General features: G+C 39.9%; 21 protein-coding genes. 6 read left to right on the forward strand and 15 right to left on the reverse strand.

What is annotated here, in order from left to right:
- Nucleotides 1-381: 381 nt before the first annotated feature.
- The 3 genes from Q5794_RS18020 to Q5794_RS18030 all read right to left on the reverse strand — a co-directional run bounded on the left by Q5794_RS18020 (nucleotide 382) and on the right by Q5794_RS18030 (nucleotide 2,512).
- Nucleotides 382-1,461, reverse strand: coding sequence for a DNA alkylation repair protein (locus Q5794_RS18020; RefSeq protein WP_214987449.1), 1,080 nt, complete (start codon nucleotides 1,459-1,461; stop codon nucleotides 382-384).
- A gap of 2 nt (nucleotides 1,462-1,463) precedes the next feature.
- Nucleotides 1,464-1,946, reverse strand: a complete 483-nt coding sequence (locus Q5794_RS18025) for a GNAT family N-acetyltransferase (RefSeq protein ID WP_214987450.1) — start codon at nucleotides 1,944-1,946, stop codon at nucleotides 1,464-1,466.
- Nucleotides 1,947-2,026: 80 nt separating this feature from the next.
- Nucleotides 2,027-2,512, reverse strand: a complete 486-nt coding sequence (locus tag Q5794_RS18030; protein WP_192994684.1) for a DUF2306 domain-containing protein — start codon at nucleotides 2,510-2,512, stop codon at nucleotides 2,027-2,029.
- A 98-nt stretch (nucleotides 2,513-2,610) separates the two neighbouring features.
- Here Q5794_RS18030 and Q5794_RS18035 point away from each other — a divergent pair, with 98 nt between their 5' ends.
- The gene (locus Q5794_RS18035) at nucleotides 2,611-3,279 is read left to right on the forward strand and encodes a GerAB/ArcD/ProY family transporter (protein ID WP_214987451.1); all 669 of its coding nucleotides are present in this window, start codon (nucleotides 2,611-2,613) and stop codon (nucleotides 3,277-3,279) included.
- 97 nt (nucleotides 3,280-3,376) lie between these two features.
- Entirely contained in the window at nucleotides 3,377-3,844 is a 468-nt protein-coding gene (locus tag Q5794_RS18040; RefSeq protein WP_374988261.1) for a hypothetical protein, read from the forward strand.
- Between the two features lie 89 nt (nucleotides 3,845-3,933).
- Here Q5794_RS18040 and Q5794_RS18045 read toward each other — a convergent pair whose 3' ends face one another.
- The 8 genes from Q5794_RS18045 to Q5794_RS18080 all read right to left on the reverse strand — a co-directional run bounded on the left by Q5794_RS18045 (nucleotide 3,934) and on the right by Q5794_RS18080 (nucleotide 12,643).
- Nucleotides 3,934-5,256, reverse strand: a complete 1,323-nt coding sequence (locus Q5794_RS18045) for an MFS transporter (RefSeq protein WP_374988262.1) — start codon at nucleotides 5,254-5,256, stop codon at nucleotides 3,934-3,936.
- A complete protein-coding gene (locus Q5794_RS18050) occupies nucleotides 5,243-6,877 on the reverse strand; it encodes a PEP-utilizing enzyme (RefSeq protein ID WP_214987453.1) in 1,635 nt (544 codons plus the stop codon). Before Q5794_RS18050 ends, Q5794_RS18045 begins: the two co-directional genes overlap by 14 nt.
- 22 nt (nucleotides 6,878-6,899) lie before the next feature.
- Nucleotides 6,900-7,793, reverse strand: a complete 894-nt coding sequence (locus Q5794_RS18055; RefSeq protein WP_374988263.1) for a PEP/pyruvate-binding domain-containing protein — start codon at nucleotides 7,791-7,793, stop codon at nucleotides 6,900-6,902.
- A gap of 214 nt (nucleotides 7,794-8,007) precedes the next feature.
- Nucleotides 8,008-8,253: a hypothetical protein gene (locus Q5794_RS18060; RefSeq protein ID WP_034264415.1), complete on the reverse strand. Its 246-nt coding sequence runs from the start codon at nucleotides 8,251-8,253 to the stop codon at nucleotides 8,008-8,010.
- The gene (locus Q5794_RS18065) at nucleotides 8,228-9,787 is read right to left on the reverse strand and encodes a sodium:solute symporter family protein (protein WP_374988264.1); all 1,560 of its coding nucleotides are present in this window, start codon (nucleotides 9,785-9,787) and stop codon (nucleotides 8,228-8,230) included. The genes Q5794_RS18060 and Q5794_RS18065 overlap by 26 nt, the downstream gene beginning before the upstream one ends.
- A 273-nt stretch (nucleotides 9,788-10,060) precedes the next feature.
- Complete coding sequence (locus Q5794_RS18070) at nucleotides 10,061-10,756, reverse strand: FadR/GntR family transcriptional regulator (RefSeq protein ID WP_013058211.1); 696 nt, start codon at nucleotides 10,754-10,756, stop codon at nucleotides 10,061-10,063.
- A gap of 223 nt (nucleotides 10,757-10,979) precedes the next feature.
- Complete coding sequence (locus tag Q5794_RS18075; protein WP_214987456.1) at nucleotides 10,980-11,609, reverse strand: CPBP family intramembrane glutamic endopeptidase; 630 nt, start codon at nucleotides 11,607-11,609, stop codon at nucleotides 10,980-10,982.
- Between the two features lie 104 nt (nucleotides 11,610-11,713).
- Nucleotides 11,714-12,643, reverse strand: coding sequence for a hypothetical protein (locus Q5794_RS18080; protein WP_214987457.1), 930 nt, complete (start codon nucleotides 12,641-12,643; stop codon nucleotides 11,714-11,716).
- A gap of 113 nt (nucleotides 12,644-12,756) precedes the next feature.
- Between Q5794_RS18080 and Q5794_RS18085 the strand changes: the two genes are divergently transcribed.
- Nucleotides 12,757-13,257, forward strand: coding sequence for a GNAT family N-acetyltransferase (locus Q5794_RS18085; RefSeq protein WP_214987458.1), 501 nt, complete (start codon nucleotides 12,757-12,759; stop codon nucleotides 13,255-13,257).
- Between the two features lie 73 nt (nucleotides 13,258-13,330).
- Nucleotides 13,331-14,017: a YoaK family protein gene (locus tag Q5794_RS18090; RefSeq protein ID WP_374988265.1), complete on the forward strand. Its 687-nt coding sequence runs from the start codon at nucleotides 13,331-13,333 to the stop codon at nucleotides 14,015-14,017.
- 286 nt (nucleotides 14,018-14,303) lie between these two features.
- Here the strand turns inward: Q5794_RS18090 and Q5794_RS18095 are convergent, their stop codons facing one another.
- Complete coding sequence (locus Q5794_RS18095) at nucleotides 14,304-14,513, reverse strand: hypothetical protein (protein WP_214987460.1); 210 nt, start codon at nucleotides 14,511-14,513, stop codon at nucleotides 14,304-14,306.
- Nucleotides 14,514-14,565: 52 nt separating this feature from the next.
- The gene (locus Q5794_RS18100; protein WP_214987461.1) at nucleotides 14,566-15,324 is read right to left on the reverse strand and encodes a DeoR/GlpR family DNA-binding transcription regulator; all 759 of its coding nucleotides are present in this window, start codon (nucleotides 15,322-15,324) and stop codon (nucleotides 14,566-14,568) included.
- Between the two features lie 163 nt (nucleotides 15,325-15,487).
- Here Q5794_RS18100 and Q5794_RS18105 point away from each other — a divergent pair, with 163 nt between their 5' ends.
- Entirely contained in the window at nucleotides 15,488-16,363 is an 876-nt protein-coding gene (locus tag Q5794_RS18105) for a Cof-type HAD-IIB family hydrolase (RefSeq protein ID WP_214987462.1), read from the forward strand.
- 28 nt (nucleotides 16,364-16,391) lie between these two features.
- On the opposite strand, the gene Q5794_RS18110 is transcribed toward Q5794_RS18105, so the two are convergent.
- Both Q5794_RS18110 and Q5794_RS18115 read right to left on the reverse strand, forming a co-directional pair.
- Nucleotides 16,392-16,622, reverse strand: coding sequence for a YczI family protein (locus Q5794_RS18110; protein ID WP_214987463.1), 231 nt, complete (start codon nucleotides 16,620-16,622; stop codon nucleotides 16,392-16,394).
- Nucleotides 16,623-16,633: 11 nt separating this feature from the next.
- Nucleotides 16,634-17,599, reverse strand: coding sequence for a D-glycerate dehydrogenase (locus Q5794_RS18115; RefSeq protein WP_214987464.1), 966 nt, complete (start codon nucleotides 17,597-17,599; stop codon nucleotides 16,634-16,636).
- Nucleotides 17,600-17,726: 127 nt separating this feature from the next.
- On the opposite strand from Q5794_RS18115, the gene Q5794_RS18120 reads away from it, so the two are divergent.
- Nucleotides 17,727-18,209 carry a DUF2500 domain-containing protein gene (locus tag Q5794_RS18120; protein WP_214987465.1) on the forward strand — a complete coding sequence of 161 codons (483 nt, stop codon included), beginning with the start codon at nucleotides 17,727-17,729 and terminating at the stop codon, nucleotides 18,207-18,209.
- Nucleotides 18,210-18,492: the final 283 nt, after the last annotated feature.

The raw sequence follows: 18,492 nt of genomic DNA on the forward strand, positions 1-18,492 counted from the left end.
TCCCCTTGATTAGACATTTTAAATTTTTAAAATTTTTAAAATGTTACATAAATAATTATACCGTTTAAGGAAATAACTTCAAGATAAGGGAGCTGAATCTTTTTGACTATTTTAATGTAGGAGACGAATTCGGTTTTATAGATTGGGACATAACAAAACCAACTCCATATGAAGACGACCAATCAGGATAAATGATCTAAACCGCTTTTCCCACCGCAGTTGATTTCCGTGCAAGTCTTCGCCTTACCCTTCAATCAACAGCTAGAAGCAGCTACATACATGAGACCTACGTTCACCACCTTAATAAAAAAACACGAACTATTAATCAATTTTTGATAGATAGTTCGTGTTTAAATTCACCTACAATAATTTTTTCAGTCTCTACTCTATCACAAAGTCCGCTTCTGCTTTTACTACTCCGTTTACAATAACAGAAAGCGTATGCGTACCACTGTAATGTTTTCTTGTACTTAAATCTTTAAACGCATGCTTTTTTGTGACTGTCAGCGTTTGGCCTGCTTTTGCTTGAACATTTTTTAGCATAAACACTTTTTGACTGCGATTTCCTTTTGCTTTTACGTAATGAATTCCGTACTCTATGCGAAGCGGCATGTTTTTTTCTACTGATAATTGGAAGGAAAAATCAATGCTGTCACCGATTGTAATGGTATGTGGCTGTAAGCTAAGCCCTGTGACATTCACACCAGGGTCATCTCCATAGCCAAAAAGAGAAAGAGCTTCTCTGTCTCCTTTTTTCAGCAGTGAACGACACGCATGTTTGACGATCCAGTCAGTTTTGGCGTCCTCACCGTGCCACCTTTTCATCACATCAAGCATCCAGTCTTTTTCTATATAAGAAATATCATTTAAATGATTGGCTACGCTTTTGCGAACATAAAGCGATTCATCTCGTTTTAACTGTTCCAAAATCGGCAGCGTTTGTTTCGGATCTTGCTTTAACGCAGGTACTGATTGTCCCCATGGAAGTCTAGGACGGCTCCCTTCGCTTGCTAATCTGCGAATATGATGATTTTTGTCCCCTGCCCACTCAATCATTTGCCCAAGCATTCGATCTTTATCTTGAATTAAAAACGGACGCACCGCAAATTCTGACGTGGAAAATGGCGTAAAAAAAGCAAGTGCGTTTATTGAAGCTTCCCAATCGTTCAGTCCGTACAGTTCAACATAGTCTGGAAAAATCGTGCCTTGAAGTCCTCCTACCGTTGGAGCCACTTTATAGAGGATATGAAGCTCTTCTTCATAATCCGCCGGCAGCACTTCATGCATGGAAAGCGTAATTCTTCTCATGCGCTCTTTCAGCCCTAAGTCTTCCCAATCTTGTTGAAAAACCAGCGCATGAAACGCTTTTTTATCAAATGAACTCATTTCACGTGAAAAAACGTCGCTCAAGTGCGTAATCAACTCTTCATTAAATACGCTTTTACGTAATTCTTCAGCCATACTTATCCCTCTCTTCCAGGCAGTATTTTATTTTCTTTTGAATAAATCGCCCGCTCGTACATCCCTTTTTTAAAAATTTGCATGAACAGCTGCTTATTTTTAACTTCTTTAAATCCGTACTGACTGTACAAACCGTGAGCATCTTTTGTTGCCAATAAAATTTTTCGTACGTGTTGAGTTGGCTCATAGCGAATCATTTCTTGTACCAACGCTTTTCCAAGCCCGTTGCCTCGCGCGTGCGGAAGAATAAATACATCCGCCAAATAAGCAAAGGTCGCAAAATCAGAAATAATTCGTCCAAACCCTACTTGTTTATCGCACTCATCATACACGCCAAAACAAACGGAATGTTCAATAGACGTTTGAACAAGGTGAAGCGGAATTCCTTTTGCCCAGTAAGATTCATGATGAAGGTATGAGTAGATGACATCTATATCAAGCTTTTCTTTATTCGTATGTATGGTAAACTGCTGCTTTTCTTTCATGCTGTATCCTCCTTGCTTCTCTATCATAGCACAAATGTTCGTAACAGAAAAAAGCCTTTTGCGTTAAAAGGCTTTTTTGGTTAATATGATATTTTTTTAGAAACGGAAGAAGTTTTTCTATAGCGTCTTGCGACTATGTAAATAAGCGGACTGCCAATAATCGTCGGCAAAAACCAATATGAAAGGTCGGGAAGCTTGTTTAACAGCGGAATACTGTCTCCAATATTCACAAGCAGCGCGGTAACGGCTCCGATATAAGACCCCAGCATACCGCGAATATGATGTTGAAGCCAGTTCTTCCATTTTTGCTTGCGTGCTACATAGCCGTAGATCGCTAATCCATATGAAAACACGGCAATATAAAATAAATAAGCGATTTCATTCCATTTCCAAATCGCTAAAATGATAGCTGTGGCAGCTAGTGCTGCATAAGCACCGTGATACACTTCTCCCCATTTGGTATGCCGTCCTTTTTTCTTAGCCGCTAGCATAGACACCATTCCTGAAAGCAAACAAATCATGCCGAGTCCAATATGTATACTTAATATAACTGCAAATAAATCCAACGCGCTCTCTCCTTTTACGTACTTCTCTCTTATATCTTCGGCTAGCGCACTTAATTTTTAACACAATATCCCTATTCCCTTTCCAACTCTTTACTTACATGATGCATATACTCGCCGTTGCTGGCTTTATTCTTATCTTTGTTTCCGGCCTTATTGATTTTACAAGTCTAAGGCCGATTCTTGAAAAAGGCATCGCTCCGGTGCTGCGCATTGCGTACAGCCAAACGCTCTATTTTTCTTTTGGCGAAGTGATTGTATTTGCAATGATCTTTCCATACACAAAAAATGTGAAAAAGACCGCTCTGATTGTATTCAGCGCAATTACGTTAAACGGTATTAACCTTATGATTACAATGATGGTGAATATAGGTGCGCTGGGCGTTGCCTTAACATCGAGGTCTGCTTTTCCACTTTTAAGCACGGTTCAAAGCATTCAATTCGCAGGTTTTTTAGAACGGCTTGATGTGTTTTTTATGCTGGCTTTAATCACTGGCGGCTTCTTTAAAATCGGTTTGTTTTTCTATGCCACTGTGCTGGGCCTTTCACACGTGTTTAAACTAAAAAACCCGTCACCGCTTGTATTTCCAATCGGCTTAGTCGTTTTGCTTTATTCATTGTCTCTTGCTCAAAACTATTTCGAACACGTATATGAAGGGTTAAAAATCATTCCGTTCACTTTACATCTTCCGTTTCAAATTGTCATTCCTGCTCTTTTACTCGTGATCGCATTTTTAAGAAATCGAAAAAAATACAGTCCGTCACTGTGAAAAATATCGCAGAAAATTCGTAGTATGTCCATTTCTCTATTGGTTTTAATCTCCTAAAATTATACAATATAGTCAAGAACCCAAAAGGAGAAGCACTATGATTGGATTAATTCTTTCTATTTTAGTATTTAACGTTCTTGCCTTTAAAATGAACAAGCGCTTAACAGCAAATCAAATTGTTCACATTTGGATGTTCACCATTGCTGCTCAGCATATCTTTGACATTTTTATTAATTTTAAATTTCACGGCTACTGGTATTTTACACCTGATACAGACTGGCAAGGTATTTTTGCCTATACTGTTCTCATTCCGCCGGTGAACATGCTTTTTCTTACCTACTATCCTTTTGGCGGAAAACTCACAAAAAAAGCCGCCTATATCTTCGTTTGGTCGGTTGCTGTTTTACTTTACGAAGTAGTTGCCCTTCTCCCTGCTCCTTGGGGGTATTTTCACTATGGATGGTGGACGTGGTGGTATTCACTTTTCTTAAACCCCGTGCTTTTTTGGATGATGGTACAGTATTACCGGTGGGTGTGTAAAATCGAAAAAAAAGCAATAACTTAAAAATAGAATAGCTGCGGGACAAGCACATCATCATTTTCAGCACGTGCAATAAAACGAATGTCTCTTCTCCGCTGGCTATTCTTTTTCTGTTAAAAAACGTCTTTGGACAAGGAAACTTGCTTTTCTTTTTCTTTTCCAACTAACGAAACAAGGAATCCTGCTATTCCAGCTATACATAGAACCACCAATAGACCAGTAGTACCTACTAACAAGCTCACCGCAGCTGACGCTAACATTCCTCCAATATAACGAAAAGTGGAATAAATGCCCGATGCAGTGCCTGATTGCTCTTTTTTGACAGATTGAATATTCATAGCCTGCATAGATGAAACACCGATCCCTGCTCCCACTCCTCCTACTAATAAAGATACAATGGTATAAGAAATGGAGGCATTCGCTAAGTGGAAATAAAGCATCGCCGCAAGCAATGAAATAAGAAACGATAATCGTATCGGATGTTCTTTCCCTACCTTTTCTGCTAACAATCCTCCCACCCAAGAAGAAATAGACATGGCTAATGAAAAAAAGAAAAGAAGCAAACCAATTAAACGAATATCATACTGCTTCTCTAGCAAAAGCGGAACAAACAAAATGGTACTATACATCATAAAATTACTGCATAGAATGGAAAGATTTGAAGAAAAAAAGGGCCGAACCTTAAAAAGCTTAAAATCAATCAGCGGCTCTTGGACCTTGCGTTCTTGCACAATGAAAAGAACGATAGACGCTATGCATATAAAAATAGTCCAAGCATTAAACAAATCACGGTGCGTCAGCATTAGCGTAAAGCTCGTCATGCTTATTCCAAGTAAAAAAGCGCCCCCTATATCCAGCATTTTTGCTTTTTGTTTTACGGTAGACGGCACGTATATAAATGAACAAGTTAACGATAGAACAGCAAAAGGAACGTTAAACCAAAAAATCGACGTCCACCCAAGATACTTAATTAAAAAGGCACCTAATACAGGCCCTACAGCTGCTCCTAGCCCCATTGATAATCCAAATAACCCGAGCGTTCTTCCAAGCTTTTCTTTTGGTAAACTGTGTCTCATAATGGCTGTTGCGTTAGGCGTAGCTAGTGCGCCTCCTAATGCTTGCAGCATTCGAAAGACCGTGAGTGAAAGTAAGTTATATGAAAACACACAGGCGGCAGATCCCACTAGAAAAATACTTATTCCAGCTACAAACATAGTTTTATTTCCATATAAATCCCCAAGTTTCCCCGCAATAGGTTGAGCAACTGCCATCACAATTAAATAAATAGTTACCACTACCGATACATGTACGATGGAAAGATGAAGCGCTTTGGCAATAGACGGTAAGCCTACCGCAATCATAGTGGAATTAACGGGAATTAAAAAAGCTCCCGTTAAAATAGAAAAGATAATCAAAGACGGCTTACTGCTGTTCAATCGTCACCACTCCGTTAGTTCCGTCTACGGTAACAACATCTCCGTCTTTTAGTAGATCCATAGCTACTTTTGTGCCAAGAACCGCTGGAAGTTTATATTCACGAGCCACTGTTCCTGCATGAGATAAGATTCCTCCTGCATTGGTTACAATTGCGCCAGCAAGCGAAAATAACGTGGTCCAAGCGGGTGCTGTGGTTTCACACACAAGAACATCTCCTTGTTCAAGTTTAGAAAATTGACTTGGATCTGAAATGATTTTTACCACTCCCGTATAAACACCTCTTGAAGCGGCACTTCCTTTAAAGATTTTTTGCGCTTCATCTACTTCTGGAGACCCCATTTTTCCGAATACTCGCTCTAATAAAGGATCTTCTCCTGTTTGAGGAGGCGTGCCATAAGCAGGCGGCGTTTTTTTATGACGATTCTCTTCAAACTCCTGCTTTCTATTGACGATAAGTTCATGAGATGCCACGGGCGTTTTTAATACTTCCAGCAATTCATCATAATAAAAATGAAAAATATCTTGAGGCTGATGAATCACTTGGTGATCAGCTAAAAGAGTTCCTACATTCAGCAAAAACATTCTTGCTGTAGCAGGCAGCATCGCATCGATATAAAAATGATGATCTTCATCTAACCCCCATGCATCTAATGCCCAGCCGTAAAACAGCTTAAACTGCTCTTTTTCTTCGCACTCCGGCATTTTTGCGAGTACGTCACGATAGCTTTCTTCTCTCTTTTTTACGACTTCTTCATAATTTTTCTTGAAGTCGTAATCTTTACGCACATAGCCAGCAATAATTGATAGCGCATGTAAAGGATTCTCTACCCACGTCTCATCAATAAACTCGTGCGAATTTGCAGAACGATAGCCATACTCATTCAAAAAGCTTTGCAGATTCTTTAAAAATTCTCTTCCTTCAGCTGTGCCTAATAGATTTGCTTCTATGTCTTCTGACTTCTGTGCCGCAAAAGCTTGTTTTAATTGATTAGAATCTTTGACTTTGTCAGTGAGTTCCCACAGTGCTTGATCCGTTTCAAGTGACTTGTTCATTACGCCTTCCAGCAGATCATATACGTAAGCGGTATTCACGTCTCCGGTCAATGCTCCATATAGCTCTTCTAAAATCATTCCTAAATCACTTCTTGGCATGACAATTTCAAAGTGAAGCTGCCAAGCTTTTTTATAAAAATCATGCAGTTCTTTTATTTTTTCTTCTGCTTCTTTTAAAGATAAAGGACGTTCTGCATTTCTTTTTACTTCCGTATAAAAAGGTAAAAATACCTCATTAACGTACTCGTATAATCTAGGTTTAAGTCGAGGTAACAGCGGTTTTACTGCTTCTTGGTGCTCCTTTAAGCGATCATTTACGTCACCGGGAAACGGGATATTTTGCTGATACATTTTTCCATCAGCTAATTTCACTACAAATTGATAGATAGGCAGTTTTAACGTTTCAAAACCTTGCTTAGTTCCATACGTCATTGCCGGAAGCTGAAAGGAAGCGTATAAAGGACTTAGTGCATGTGCGATATGTAGGTTGTCTTGTACCCAAAAGCCCGTTTGTTTTTCTTCCTCACTTAAAAATAGATCATTTTGAAATGCAGGTAATACGTTCATTTGATTTCCCCTTTCCTTTTCATTATGTAGTAACAGGTCTCACTTGAAGCAAATAAATATGTTCATTCTTTATGGCAAATTCAATGTCTACAGCGTACTGACAATACTGCTCTACTTGATTCGTTAAACGAAGCAGCTGTAGTGCTGTTTCATCTGATATAGAAAATTTATTTTTTTCTTTATCTGTTGTCACAGCTTTTGTTATTCCTGTAAAGCCTGACACTAGCTTATACTCTTTTAATCCTAGTTCTTTCATTATATTTTTTGTCTGTTTATGAATAATAAATAAATCCGGCGTAACACCACCTGATACAATTCCCTCTCCTAAGCCGTACGCCACGTTAATGACTACTTCATCTTCACTTTCTGTAATAGGATTTACGCTGAAAATCACTCCGGATACATCGGCATCAACCATTCCTTGTACAAGGACACCAATCTGGGGATTAGAAAGCGAAATTTCTTTATCTTCGGCGTACGCTTGAACAACGGATGAAAAATAAGAAGCCCAGCATTTTTTTATACTTGTCAAAAGTTCTTCTCTGTTTCTTACGTTTAATATCGTTTCATACTGTCCGGCAAAAGATGCATTCTCCAAATCTTCAAGTGCGGAAGAAGATCTCACGGCTACGGCTTTTACACCAGCACCTTGAATATTAGCATACGAAGAAACAATTTCTTTTTGCAGAGCTAAAGGAAACGTGCCGCTTTGAATCTTCTTTTCTATGACGCTGCTATCTTCTGCTTTTATCTCTATTTGGTTAAACGTTAAAAAGGAATGTAATGCGTGAGATGTTAAAACAAATCCTTTAGGGATATAAGAAACGTGCTGAATCATTTTTGAGAGATTGTAAGCTTTTGAACCTACTGCTTGAAGTTCTGCATAACATGCTTTTTCTAAAGAGACGATGTGCAATCACTTCACCTCCTTTCATTTATATCAAAAGGCAATCAAATAGGTAAATTCCATTAAAAACCATTATATAGTTTTATACAACTACGTCTATTTTTCTAAAACTTAACCTAATTTTAAATATCTTTACAAAAAAATCACAAACCATATTCACTAGAATATGATTTGTGATTTTTTTTATAACTAACACATTTGAAATTCGTAGCGTTTTGACAAATTAAACTGTATCTCTATCCTTCTTCTCCCTCACAAACTCCACCACAGGCCCCACAATAATACAAATCCCTGCGATAATCAGCCAGCCAAACGCAAGATACGTCCAGCCTTTAAAAAAGGAAAGCGTGTATTGATAGCCCGTTAAAAACATCACGCCTGGAAACAAGAGGACAAACAAAAATGTAAGTCCCAGCGCCCAGCGCGTACAAAGCTTTGCGTCTTTATTTAACTGTTGTTGTGGATCCATACGCCACTTCCTCCCTTAATGGTTCATCTCCATGTCCATCAAAGCTTTTGAATTTGTCTTTTAGTTCATCAAAGTCAAATTCTTTTTTAGCAAGCAGACCGTGTCCGATTGATATAACTCCGCTGATAATAAAAACGGTAGAATTTCCAATAAGCATTGGATACAGTCCGCCAAGGGCTTCTACATCAATGTGACCTTTAATCAAGTAAGCAGACGTGTTCCATGCGACAACGCCGCCAATCATTCCTAAAAGCGCCCCGTAAAATGCACCTGTGTTCGTCGCTTTTTTCCACATCAGTCCAAGCGTAACGGGAATAACGGCTCCGCTGACGAAAATACCCATGGCCATATACACAAACCCAAGGCTAATTCCTAAGTAAAACAGTAAAATGGAAAACACGCCCATCGCCAGCCCGAATCCAAGCGTCACTTTTCGCGACGTGCTCAAGATTTTTTTACTGCTTGCTTTCGGGTTGATAGAACGCAGGTAAATGTCCGTTACGATAATATTTGTGATCGCCGTTAATTCAGCCGCTCCTGTCGACATTACCGCCATAAACAGCATTGTTAAAAACAAAATAGAACCTAGATTTCCAAGCACGTGTGACGCCATAACGGGCGCGATAGAATTCGGTGAATCTACAGCAATTCCAAGCCCAGCCGCACTTACACCTAGGAAAGTGGCAACGGCAAACGGAATCGAAAACCAGGCAATTCCGCCGTAAATATATGCTTTTGAAGCAGCGCTGTTTTTACTTGCGATGGCACGCTGCCAGTATGCTTGATCCACAAAGACCGTACCAAAGTTCCCGATAATATTAATCATCCCAAACAAAAGGCCCGGCACCGATGCCATCGTAAGCATATGCTGTGACTGAGGCAGATTTTTCAGCCCTTCGTACACGCTTGTTACGCCGAACTTATAATAGACGGCAGCAGCAAAAATAAATAAAATAATGAAAATAAAAACGGTGTTAAAATAATCAGCAACAAATGAGGCTTTTAAACCGCCAATCATGGTGTAGATGGTAAACGTAAGAGGAATTAAAAAAGCGGCAACAAAAATATTCATCCCGGTAAGAGAGTTTAAAGCAATGGCTCCTCCTAAAATAACCATGGCGGTCACAATAATATTTGTCATAAGAGCAAAGCCAAGCATTAAACGATGATTTTTCACGTCGAAGCGCTGTGCAATAAATTCTAAAAACGTATGAGCGTTCGGCGCTTTTTTCTTCAGGTTAATCGCGACAATGGCAAACAGCAAAATTTGAATACTTGCTCCCGCTGCGTACCAATACGGTCCGCTAATGCCGTACTGATACCCTGTGGAAGAAGACATCATTAACGTAGCGGCCCATGTCCATGCAGCAATAATGGATGCACTCGCCAGCCCAACGCCTACATTTCTTCCGGCTGTACTATACTGCTCAGCCGTCATTTCCTTTCCTTGACGGCGCTGCATCATAATTGTAACGGCCGTAAAGCCTCCTCCAAAAATCAGTAAAATCAAATACCCGACGCTTGATGAAAGCATCTTATCCCTCCTCTTCCTCTTAATGTTAGATTTACTAACACTAATATGTAAATAAAAGTAACATTTGTTAATAAAATACCACGTCGTAAAATTATTAACAATACTGTATTTTCTGATTATTAAAGAGTATAATTAGATGTTTTCTCCTTTTACACGCTTAAGCCGGCACATTTGCACCGGCTTAAGCGTAAATTTTCGTTTTCAACATCTTTTTTTTCTCACATGAACGAAATAATAAAAAAAACGATAGCCCTTGAGGCTATCGTTTTTTTATTATTGAGACACCATTACTTTTTGGCGAACGTGCTCTAAGTGATCACGAACCGCTTCTGCTGCTTCTTCTGGCTCTCCATTTTTAATCGCTTCAAAAATACGCTCATGGTCGGCATCCGTTTGCTTGCGATTTTCTTTTTGGCTTTTATTTAACGAATAAGCAAGCGCTTTTCGATACAAATGACCTAAATCTTCTACAGCATGAAGAAGGAATGAGTTATGAGCAGCTTTTACAATATCATGATGGAAACGATAGTCCGCTTCATGTCCAATTTCTTCACTGTTATGAACCGTCTTTTTAAACGCTTCTAACGATTCTTTAATTTCAATCAGCTCTTCATCCGTACGGCGCAGCGCGGCTAAGCTTGCTGCCTGCGACTCGATGATAATACGCATTTCAATTAATTCAAGAACTTGATCTGCTTCAACCATTTCAAACGTCATTGGATCAAGCATGCCAACTAAGTTTACACGTTTTACGTAGCTTCCTCCGCCTTGTCGTGATTCAATTAATCCGCTGGCAGAAAGAACGCTTAGCGCTTCACGAATTGGTGCGCGGCTCACTCCAAACATTTTGGATAACTCATGTTCCGACGGCAAACGAGACTCTGGCGGGAACGTTTTCTCTTTAATCATCTTTTTTAATTGATCAAGCACTTGACTAGATACTTTTTTACGCTCAATAGGTACAAACATACTTCTATTCCTCCTCCAAGTAATTATCTCTCTCTTTTTTTAGTTTTCATCGGACCCAGATTAACTATGTGTATTCCGATTTATGTAAACGCTTCAATCTTTGTATTACAAGTATACATTATTTCAATTCAAATGTGTTGATAAAATTTTACTATTATTGTTATTATACCATGAAAACAAGTTATAAATGAATAACGATTCATGTTTTTTTGACATAATATCACTATCTTACATATAATCCGTATACAATCATAATCGCCGCGTCCGCCAACGCATGACTAATAATTGCCGCTTCGGCACCATATCGCTCCCTTATACACGCCCACATTATACCTGCTAAAAAAACGCCTGCAGCCGAGATCCAATTAAAAGGAAACGCAAAAGCGGGCAGAATAATAAACAGGTGATAAAGCGTATAAAAGCTTGATGTAACAATGGTTGAAGCAGGTAAGGACAAATCCTTCTTCACTTTATTCTGTATATATACTCGCCAATACATTTCTTCTAAATAAGGGTTAATAAAAATCAAAATGACGGCTAAAATGATAACTTTCCATCCGCTAAATCCCCATATTTGCAAAACCGCTTGCATATCTTCTGCATGAAAGATTTTACCAGAAAAAAACAGGCTGCTTCCAATTATCACAGCGGCACATAGAACTCCGCTCAGAGTTCCCACATACAGAGATTTTTTTGTAAGCGCTACCTTCAAGTTAATTTTATTATTCGCATATAAAATCATAAACATCCAGCCGTAAAAGCAAACAAATGTTACCAACACATTTTGGATAAGCCACAAACCGAAAAAAACAAAGATTGTTGGCATAAACAGCAAAAACAAAAATTTTATCATGTTTATGGCGCACCTTCTTTAAGACCAGCTTTTCTTTTACCTAGTAAACCTTTCGTATTCAAAAGGTTTACTATCTTTTATCTTATAAAAGTCCGGGGGTATTTTCAATTATTTTTTAATTCCCTCTCCAGCTCACGAAGACTTTCAGCAAGCTTTTTCTTTTCTTCTTCAAAGTGAGCATTGTCTTTAAAAGCAGGAGCTGAAGGCGCTGTCTCTTCATTTTCTTTTAGCCAATCCGGCGTCAATTCCTTGCGAAGAACGCGCTTTTTATTAGCGTAGGGAAGCGGCTTTCCAGTCTGTTGGCTCGCTAGCGTACGCTGTGATGTTACATAATGCTTATGAAAAAGATGCTGTTTGATATAGGCAAATGCCCGAATGGTATCGCCGCTGTATTTAGGCTTGTAGAGATCAAATGCTTCATGCAGTCCAGAGAGCGCATCTTCTACAGGTATTTCGCTTTTTGCGACTTCGTACATATGCTTTAAATCGCTGGCTGAAGGATACACTCCTCGGTTTCTTCTAGCAATAAAAGCGGCTTCTAACGTTTGTACATAAGCGTCATGAGCGGCTTCTTCTCTTTTTATTTGATTTGTATTTTCTGCTGTAGTCTCTGTTAATGACGCCTTCACTGTGACTGGCTCCGCTGCTTCAATTTGACTTTCTCCTTCTGTCAAATTGACATCTTCGAGCTCTTCAAATTCATCGCTTGGCATAAGCTCTTCTAGTTTCTTATAATCAATCCGGTACCAGACCGTGTTGTTAAATTTAGAGCGATTGTACTTTCCTTTTATAATCAAACCTTCTTTTTCAAGTTTTGAAATGATGCGTTGAATCGTTGAAAGCGACCAAAACGGAAACTGCTGCAGCCACTGCTGATTTGTATTATAAACCCACGTATATCCGTCCTGCACATTTACGCTTTTTTCAAGCCAGTAGTGAAGCTGCTGAAGGAACAGCGCTCCGTTTACTCCTACTTTAACTGCAAGCGCCGGCAGTACGATTAACGGCTGATCTTTTAATAATAATTTACTCATTATATCATCTCCTTTGTTATGTAAAATAGCTACTATATATATACAAAGAAAACGGAAAAATGGGGATACGTCTTTAAAATTATGTTAAAATATAGAAAAAATGAGGTGAGCATATGATACGTCAAGGCAGAATCGGCGATGAAGCAGGCATCGCGAATGTACACGTAGAGAGCTGGAAATCGACTTATAAAGGACTTGTTCCGGATTCTTTTTTAGATTCTTTGGGCGCTGAAAAGCGAAAACCTCTTTGGAAAAAGCAGCTGGAGTCAAATTCTATTTTCGTTGCAGAAGAAAACGGTCAAATCGTAGGCTTCGCTTCTTATGGTAAAGAAAGAACCAGCAAGCATCCTAACTATACCGGAGAACTGTATGCCATGTATTTACTCGCAGAGCATCAGCGAAAAGGAATTGGAAAAGCGCTTTTGCATAAAATAGCGCAAGAGCTGGCAAACCAACATATACATACGATGCTCACATGGGCTTTTGAACAAAACGGCGCCTGTCAGTTTTACGAAGCGCTTGGCGGAAAAAGAATCGATCGTGCTGAGGTTGTTATTGAGGGTACATCTCTATCTGAAGTGGCTTTTGGGTGGGACACGCTTAAAAATTTGTAAGACAACTCTCTGGACAGATTTTTTTCTTCACGGTAAACTGTTTGGTTGGTATAAAAAGAAAGGATGACTTACCGTGACGAATTCTATTTATCGAAACATTATTTTGCTGGTTCTTTGTGTCACAGCGGGTATCGTCGATGTGATTGGCTACTTAAGCCTTGGCCATATCTTTACCGCAAACATGACCGGAAACATCGTGCTGCTTGGGCTAGCAATCGGAAACTCTCTTGAAACAACTGTTTTTCATTCCCTCACAGCTTTAGGAGGTTTTATTGGAGGAGTTGTAGGCGCTGCAATCCTTGTTGGAAACAAAGAAAAAACGTTTTGGCCTAAAGCCGTAACGATCGCGCTTGGAATAGAAGGATTACTTTTACTTGTTTTTGCACTTTTATCTTCGTTTTCTCCTTTTTTACACTTAACTTACTTGTTTATTTTCTTATTAAGCTCAGCAATGGGACTTCAAACAACGGCTGCTCGAAAGCTTGGCGTAGCCGGAATTTCAACAACCGTATTAACGGGAACGCTTGCTAACTTCTTTGAAGACGTAACGGCACGTTTGCGCAGCCCTCGCTACCGCAAAACGTTTACAACCGATGCTATTCTTCGCGCGCTGCCTCTTGTACTTTACTGCTTTGGCGCTGTTATCGCCGCACTTGCAGAGCCTGCTTATAAATTTGAAATTATTTGGCTGCCCATTGTGATTTTATTAGCCATTATCATTTTTGTCAGCACGAAGTTTCGTTCTGATTCAGAAAAATAATAATAAAAAAGGCTGGGACAAAAGTATTTTAGTCAAAGGAAAATCCGAATAAGTTTGATTCTTGATTGAGAATCAAATTTGTTCGGATTTTTATTAGTATAGGGAACGTTCATATATGTAGTGGCTTCTAGCTGTTGATTGGAGGGCACGGCTCACCTAGTCCGCGGAAGCGGAAAGCGAAGTATTGCACGGAAATCAACAGCGGTGTAACAAGCGAACATACTAGATCATTTATCCAATATGTTCGCCTGTAGGTTATATTGATTTAGTTAGGTCTCAACCTTTTTCATTTTCCCGCTAGCGCCGCTAAAACGCCAAGAATAATTGCCGCTACAGGTCCTACAATGAATAGTCCAATTAAAATGGATCGTATGGCTTCCCATAATGACCGCAAAGGATCTTGCTTAGACTCTGCTTTTTCCACTCTTTCCTCTAGGTGTTCGACTCTTTGCTGAAGCTTCGCTAATTCCTGCGTAACATCTATTTGTTCGCTCATCGCTCAAGCTCCTTTTTACTCTACATTACCATATACTTCCTTACTAAAACTACTATTTATTTGTGATTACTTCAATGCCGATTTCGCGGTAAGCATTTAACACGGTTTCGTTCACATGTTCTTCTGTAATGAGCCAATCTAGGGAGTTTGCTGAGCTGAACGTGTACGTTGACGATGTATTGAGTTTTTTAGCTGTTACAATAGCCGCTACTTCACTCGCACTTTTAATCATTTGGCTTTTAATGTGCATTTCTTCAAGCAAAGGAATGCTCATACCAATTTTAGGATCAATGGCGTATACGCCTAAAAAACAAAGATCTGCTCGAATTTGTTTAAGCGTATCAACCACGCTTTGTCCTACCGTGACCATTGATTCTTTTCGAAACGTTCCTCCAAGAGAAACAACTTCTACAAAAGCATGCTCCGCTAATGCAACGGTAATTAACGGACTGTTTGTAATAACCGTAACGTTTAAATTCTTTGGAAAAGCTTTGACGAGCTGAATATTTGTTGTACTTCCGTCCATCAAGAGCACCTGCCCGTCTTTAATTAACGGAAGCGCCGCTACGGCAAGTGAATGTTTAACATCCATCAATTCACGTTTTCGCTCTTTGTAATCAACCGCAGACGTTGAGCGCGGAAGTGCTCCTCCGTGTACGCGCTGCAGCAGACCAAGCGCGTCCATTTCCCGCAGATCTCTGCGGATTGTATCTTCTGAAACATTCAGCGTTTGGCTAAGCGTCGTAGCCACAATTCGGCCTTCTTTTTCAAGCAAATTCATAATTTGTTTGCGTCTTTCTTGTTTTAACATTGCTGGTTCACCTGTTTTCTTTCTGCTTTTTACTTTATTATACTTGTTTCTTTTGTAAAAACAATGTAAAAACACTTGATTATCATTGTTTTTTCGTTTATTGTAAGATAATCAAGATAAAACACGCAAAAACAAGTAAATACAGTCAAGGGGGAGATTTTATATGAAGATGATTTTTACGGACTTAGATGGAACTCTTTTAAATAGCAATAGCGAAATTAGCGCAATGAATGCACAAGCCATTAAAAAAGCGCAAAAACACGGAGTTGAAGTCGTGGTTGCTACAGGGCGCGCTTATTTCGACGTGCAGGAAATTTTAAAAAAAGCTGAGCTTTCAAATCTTTGGGTGATTGCCGCAAACGGAGCGACTATTCATGACCCGAACGGACAGCTCAGACATTCAGTTCCGATCGATGTCCATCACGTAAAAGAAGCGCTTCAGTGGCTGGATGCAAACGAATTTTACTATGAAGTGTTTGCCGAACATGCGATTTATACGCCAAACTCAGGCCGTGAGTTGCTGGCTATTGAAATTGACCGGGTAAAAAGCGCCAATAAAAACGTGGATGAAGAAAGACTTCATCACGCGGCGGCTAAGCAGTACAGCCAAACTGGATTTGCCTTTGTTGCATCGTATGAAGATATTTTAAATACAAATGCTGAGCTTTATAACATACTAGCTTTTTCATTTGATGATGAAAAACGAAAAAAAGGCTGGAATCATTTTAGCAAGCAGCATGACATGACGCTTGTATCTTCGGCTGATCATAACTTTGAACTTGAACATAAAGACGCGTCAAAAGGAAACGCATTAACATACGTGGTAAAAGAGCTTGGCGGCTCTCTTCATGATGCCATTGCTATTGGAGACAGCTTTAACGACGTATCAATGCTGCAAAGGGCTGGAAAAGGTATTGCCATGGCAAATGCACACGCAGAAATTAAGGCACTCGCTGATGACGTCACATTAACGAACGATGAAAACGGAGTAGCTTCCGTTATTGAAAAAGTGTTAGAAGCACAGCTGGAAGCACATTAAAAAAACGCTTGGCGTATGCCAAGCGTTTTTAAATAGTCAGGCGGTAAATACCGACAAACCAGCTGAATAGCGCAACTAAAAACAACAGCCACGCGCTGGTTTTCTTTCTTTTTTGCCACTCAATTGCTCCTAAAACTAGCATCGTTAAGCCTAGAAGTATATTTAAAAACGAAAGGAGCTGGTAGCTGTGAGTAAGCATGATGTAAAGAGCCAGTCCAACAGTAATAATTGAAAGAACAAGCTGTAATGCTTTTAACAAAAAATCTCTCCTTACTTGTAATTCACTTCTTCATTCACACACGTCACTAAAGGCTTTTTTTCAAGACCTAAAAGCAGGTTCTGGACGGCTAAATCCGCCATGCGATTGCGCGTTTCGTACGTAGCACTTCCAATATGCGGTGTCACTAGCACATTTGAAAGCTTCAGCAGCTTGTGATCTGCCGGAAGCGGCTCTGGGTCTGTTACGTCCAGTGCGGCATACGCAATTTCTTCATTTTTCAGCGCTTCGTACAGTGCCTCCGTATCCACTAATCCCCCGCGCGCTGCGTTCACAAAATACGCGCTGTTTTTCATTGCTTTAAATTCCGCTTCTCCGAACATGCCTTTGCTTTCATTTGAAAGCGGCACTAAGCATACGATACAGTCAGCTGTGTGAAGCAGCTCTTCAAATAAAAGGTATACAGCATCAAGCTCTTTTTCGGCTTCATGCTTGCGGCTTCGGTTGTGGTAAACGATGTTCATGCCCGATGCCTTTGCTCGTCTGGCAACGGCGCTTCCGATATCGCCCATTCCGACAATACCAAGCGTTTTTCCAAATAAATCAACGCCAAATACCGTTTCCCAGTTTCCTTGCTTCACTTTTTCATAGCCTTCATGAATGCGGCGAGCTGCTGACAGCAAGAGACCAAACGTTAAGTCTGCCGTTGCTTCTACTAACACGCCTGGCGTATTACTAAACGGCACCCCTTTTTTGGTGCATGCTTCGACATCTACACTGTCATACCCGACTCCCGATTGAGAAATAACGCGCAGATTCGGCGCTGCTTCTAACAGCTCTTCGTCCACTGTGATGTGGCCGATATTAAAAAAGCCGTCGGCATCACGAAGCCAGTCGCGCAGCGTTTTCTGTGGAATCTTTCCTTCTCCTTCCCACATTTGAATATCGCAGTGCTCCGCTAGCTTCTCGTAAGCGTTTGGCCACGTTTTTCCAGACATAACAACTTTGTATTTCCCCATGTGTATCTCTCCTTTTCCTTGTTCACTCATATGTATGAATAGTAACTAGCTATCCTATCATAAGCCTACTACAAAGATGAAACTTTTTCCATTCAGGAATCGTATTTATAGACAAGGGGGAATATGAATGTTTGAAGATGAAATGATATTTGAAGGTGATCCGTCCGGAGATGACATTGTTTTTGAAGGTGATGCTGACCTAAGCGGAGGCGCTTTTTTTCCAGACGATGCGTTATTTAACGGAATGCCTACGTTTGTGATGCTATTTTTTGTTATTGTTATTGGTATTTTTCTATTTTCTATTTTTAAAGGAATTGGCACGTGGAGTAAAAATGAGCAGTCTCCCCGTCTCTCCGTAAAAGCAAAAATTACGGACAAACGGACAAACGTCCACCGCCACAACAGTCACGCTCACGATCATCATCACTCTCACACGTCTACAACTTACTACGTAACCTTTCAGTTTGAAAGCACCGACCGCTCTGAATTTGTCGTTTCAGGCCGCGAATACGGCATGCTTGCAGAAGGAGACGAAGGAATGCTGACGTTTCAAGGAACTCGTTTTTTGGATTTTCAAAGAAATCCAAGTGAAGAACATACAGATGCTTAGCTTATAACCTCTTGCTTTTAGAGGTCTTTTTTACTGGAATGAGGCATTTATACAGCAAACGACCTATTTGTGCCCTTTTTACATTCTACAAGAACGTTATTCAATACAAAAACATACCGTGTAACACATTCATTTAAACAGGCAGGTGATTTTATGTATTCTCCTTATTCAGGCAGCGGCCTCTACTACGGACATTACGGCGAAGCCCCTCATTCGCACCCTATTCAAACAATACTGGCGCAATACTGGCACGAAACCCACTATCCAGGTCCGCACAAAAAAT

The organism is Priestia megaterium (genome assembly GCF_041941685.1).
Taxonomy (GTDB): domain Bacteria; phylum Bacillota; class Bacilli; order Bacillales; family Bacillaceae_H; genus Priestia; species Priestia megaterium_C.

What these genes read in the sequence shown, in the direction of transcription:
- Q5794_RS18120 (WP_214987465.1), top strand. Translation starts at nt 17,727, where the DNA reads ATGTTTGAAGATGAAATGATATTTGAAGGTGATCCGTCCGGAGATGAC.
- Q5794_RS18070 (WP_013058211.1), bottom strand. Translation starts at nt 10,756, where the DNA reads ATGTTTGTACCTATTGAGCGTAAAAAAGTATCTAGTCAAGTGCTTGAT.
- Q5794_RS18060 (WP_034264415.1), bottom strand. Translation starts at nt 8,253, where the DNA reads ATGGATCCACAACAACAGTTAAATAAAGACGCAAAGCTTTGTACGCGC.
- Q5794_RS18080 (WP_214987457.1), bottom strand. Translation starts at nt 12,643, where the DNA reads ATGAGTAAATTATTATTAAAAGATCAGCCGTTAATCGTACTGCCGGCG.
- Q5794_RS18105 (WP_214987462.1), top strand. Translation starts at nt 15,488, where the DNA reads ATGAAGATGATTTTTACGGACTTAGATGGAACTCTTTTAAATAGCAAT.
- Q5794_RS18085 (WP_214987458.1), top strand. Translation starts at nt 12,757, where the DNA reads ATGATACGTCAAGGCAGAATCGGCGATGAAGCAGGCATCGCGAATGTA.
- Q5794_RS18075 (WP_214987456.1), bottom strand. Translation starts at nt 11,609, where the DNA reads ATGATAAAATTTTTGTTTTTGCTGTTTATGCCAACAATCTTTGTTTTT.
- Q5794_RS18095 (WP_214987460.1), bottom strand. Translation starts at nt 14,513, where the DNA reads ATGAGCGAACAAATAGATGTTACGCAGGAATTAGCGAAGCTTCAGCAA.
- Q5794_RS18065 (WP_374988264.1), bottom strand. Translation starts at nt 9,787, where the DNA reads ATGCTTTCATCAAGCGTCGGGTATTTGATTTTACTGATTTTTGGAGGA.
- Q5794_RS18050 (WP_214987453.1), bottom strand. Translation starts at nt 6,877, where the DNA reads ATGAACGTATTACCTGCATTTCAAAATGATCTATTTTTAAGTGAGGAA.
- Q5794_RS18025 (WP_214987450.1), bottom strand. Translation starts at nt 1,946, where the DNA reads ATGAAAGAAAAGCAGCAGTTTACCATACATACGAATAAAGAAAAGCTT.
- Q5794_RS18020 (WP_214987449.1), bottom strand. Translation starts at nt 1,461, where the DNA reads ATGGCTGAAGAATTACGTAAAAGCGTATTTAATGAAGAGTTGATTACG.
- Q5794_RS18035 (WP_214987451.1), top strand. Translation starts at nt 2,611, where the DNA reads ATGATGCATATACTCGCCGTTGCTGGCTTTATTCTTATCTTTGTTTCC.
- Q5794_RS18040 (WP_374988261.1), top strand. Translation starts at nt 3,377, where the DNA reads ATGATTGGATTAATTCTTTCTATTTTAGTATTTAACGTTCTTGCCTTT.
- Q5794_RS18115 (WP_214987464.1), bottom strand. Translation starts at nt 17,599, where the DNA reads ATGGGGAAATACAAAGTTGTTATGTCTGGAAAAACGTGGCCAAACGCT.
- Q5794_RS18100 (WP_214987461.1), bottom strand. Translation starts at nt 15,324, where the DNA reads ATGTTAAAACAAGAAAGACGCAAACAAATTATGAATTTGCTTGAAAAA.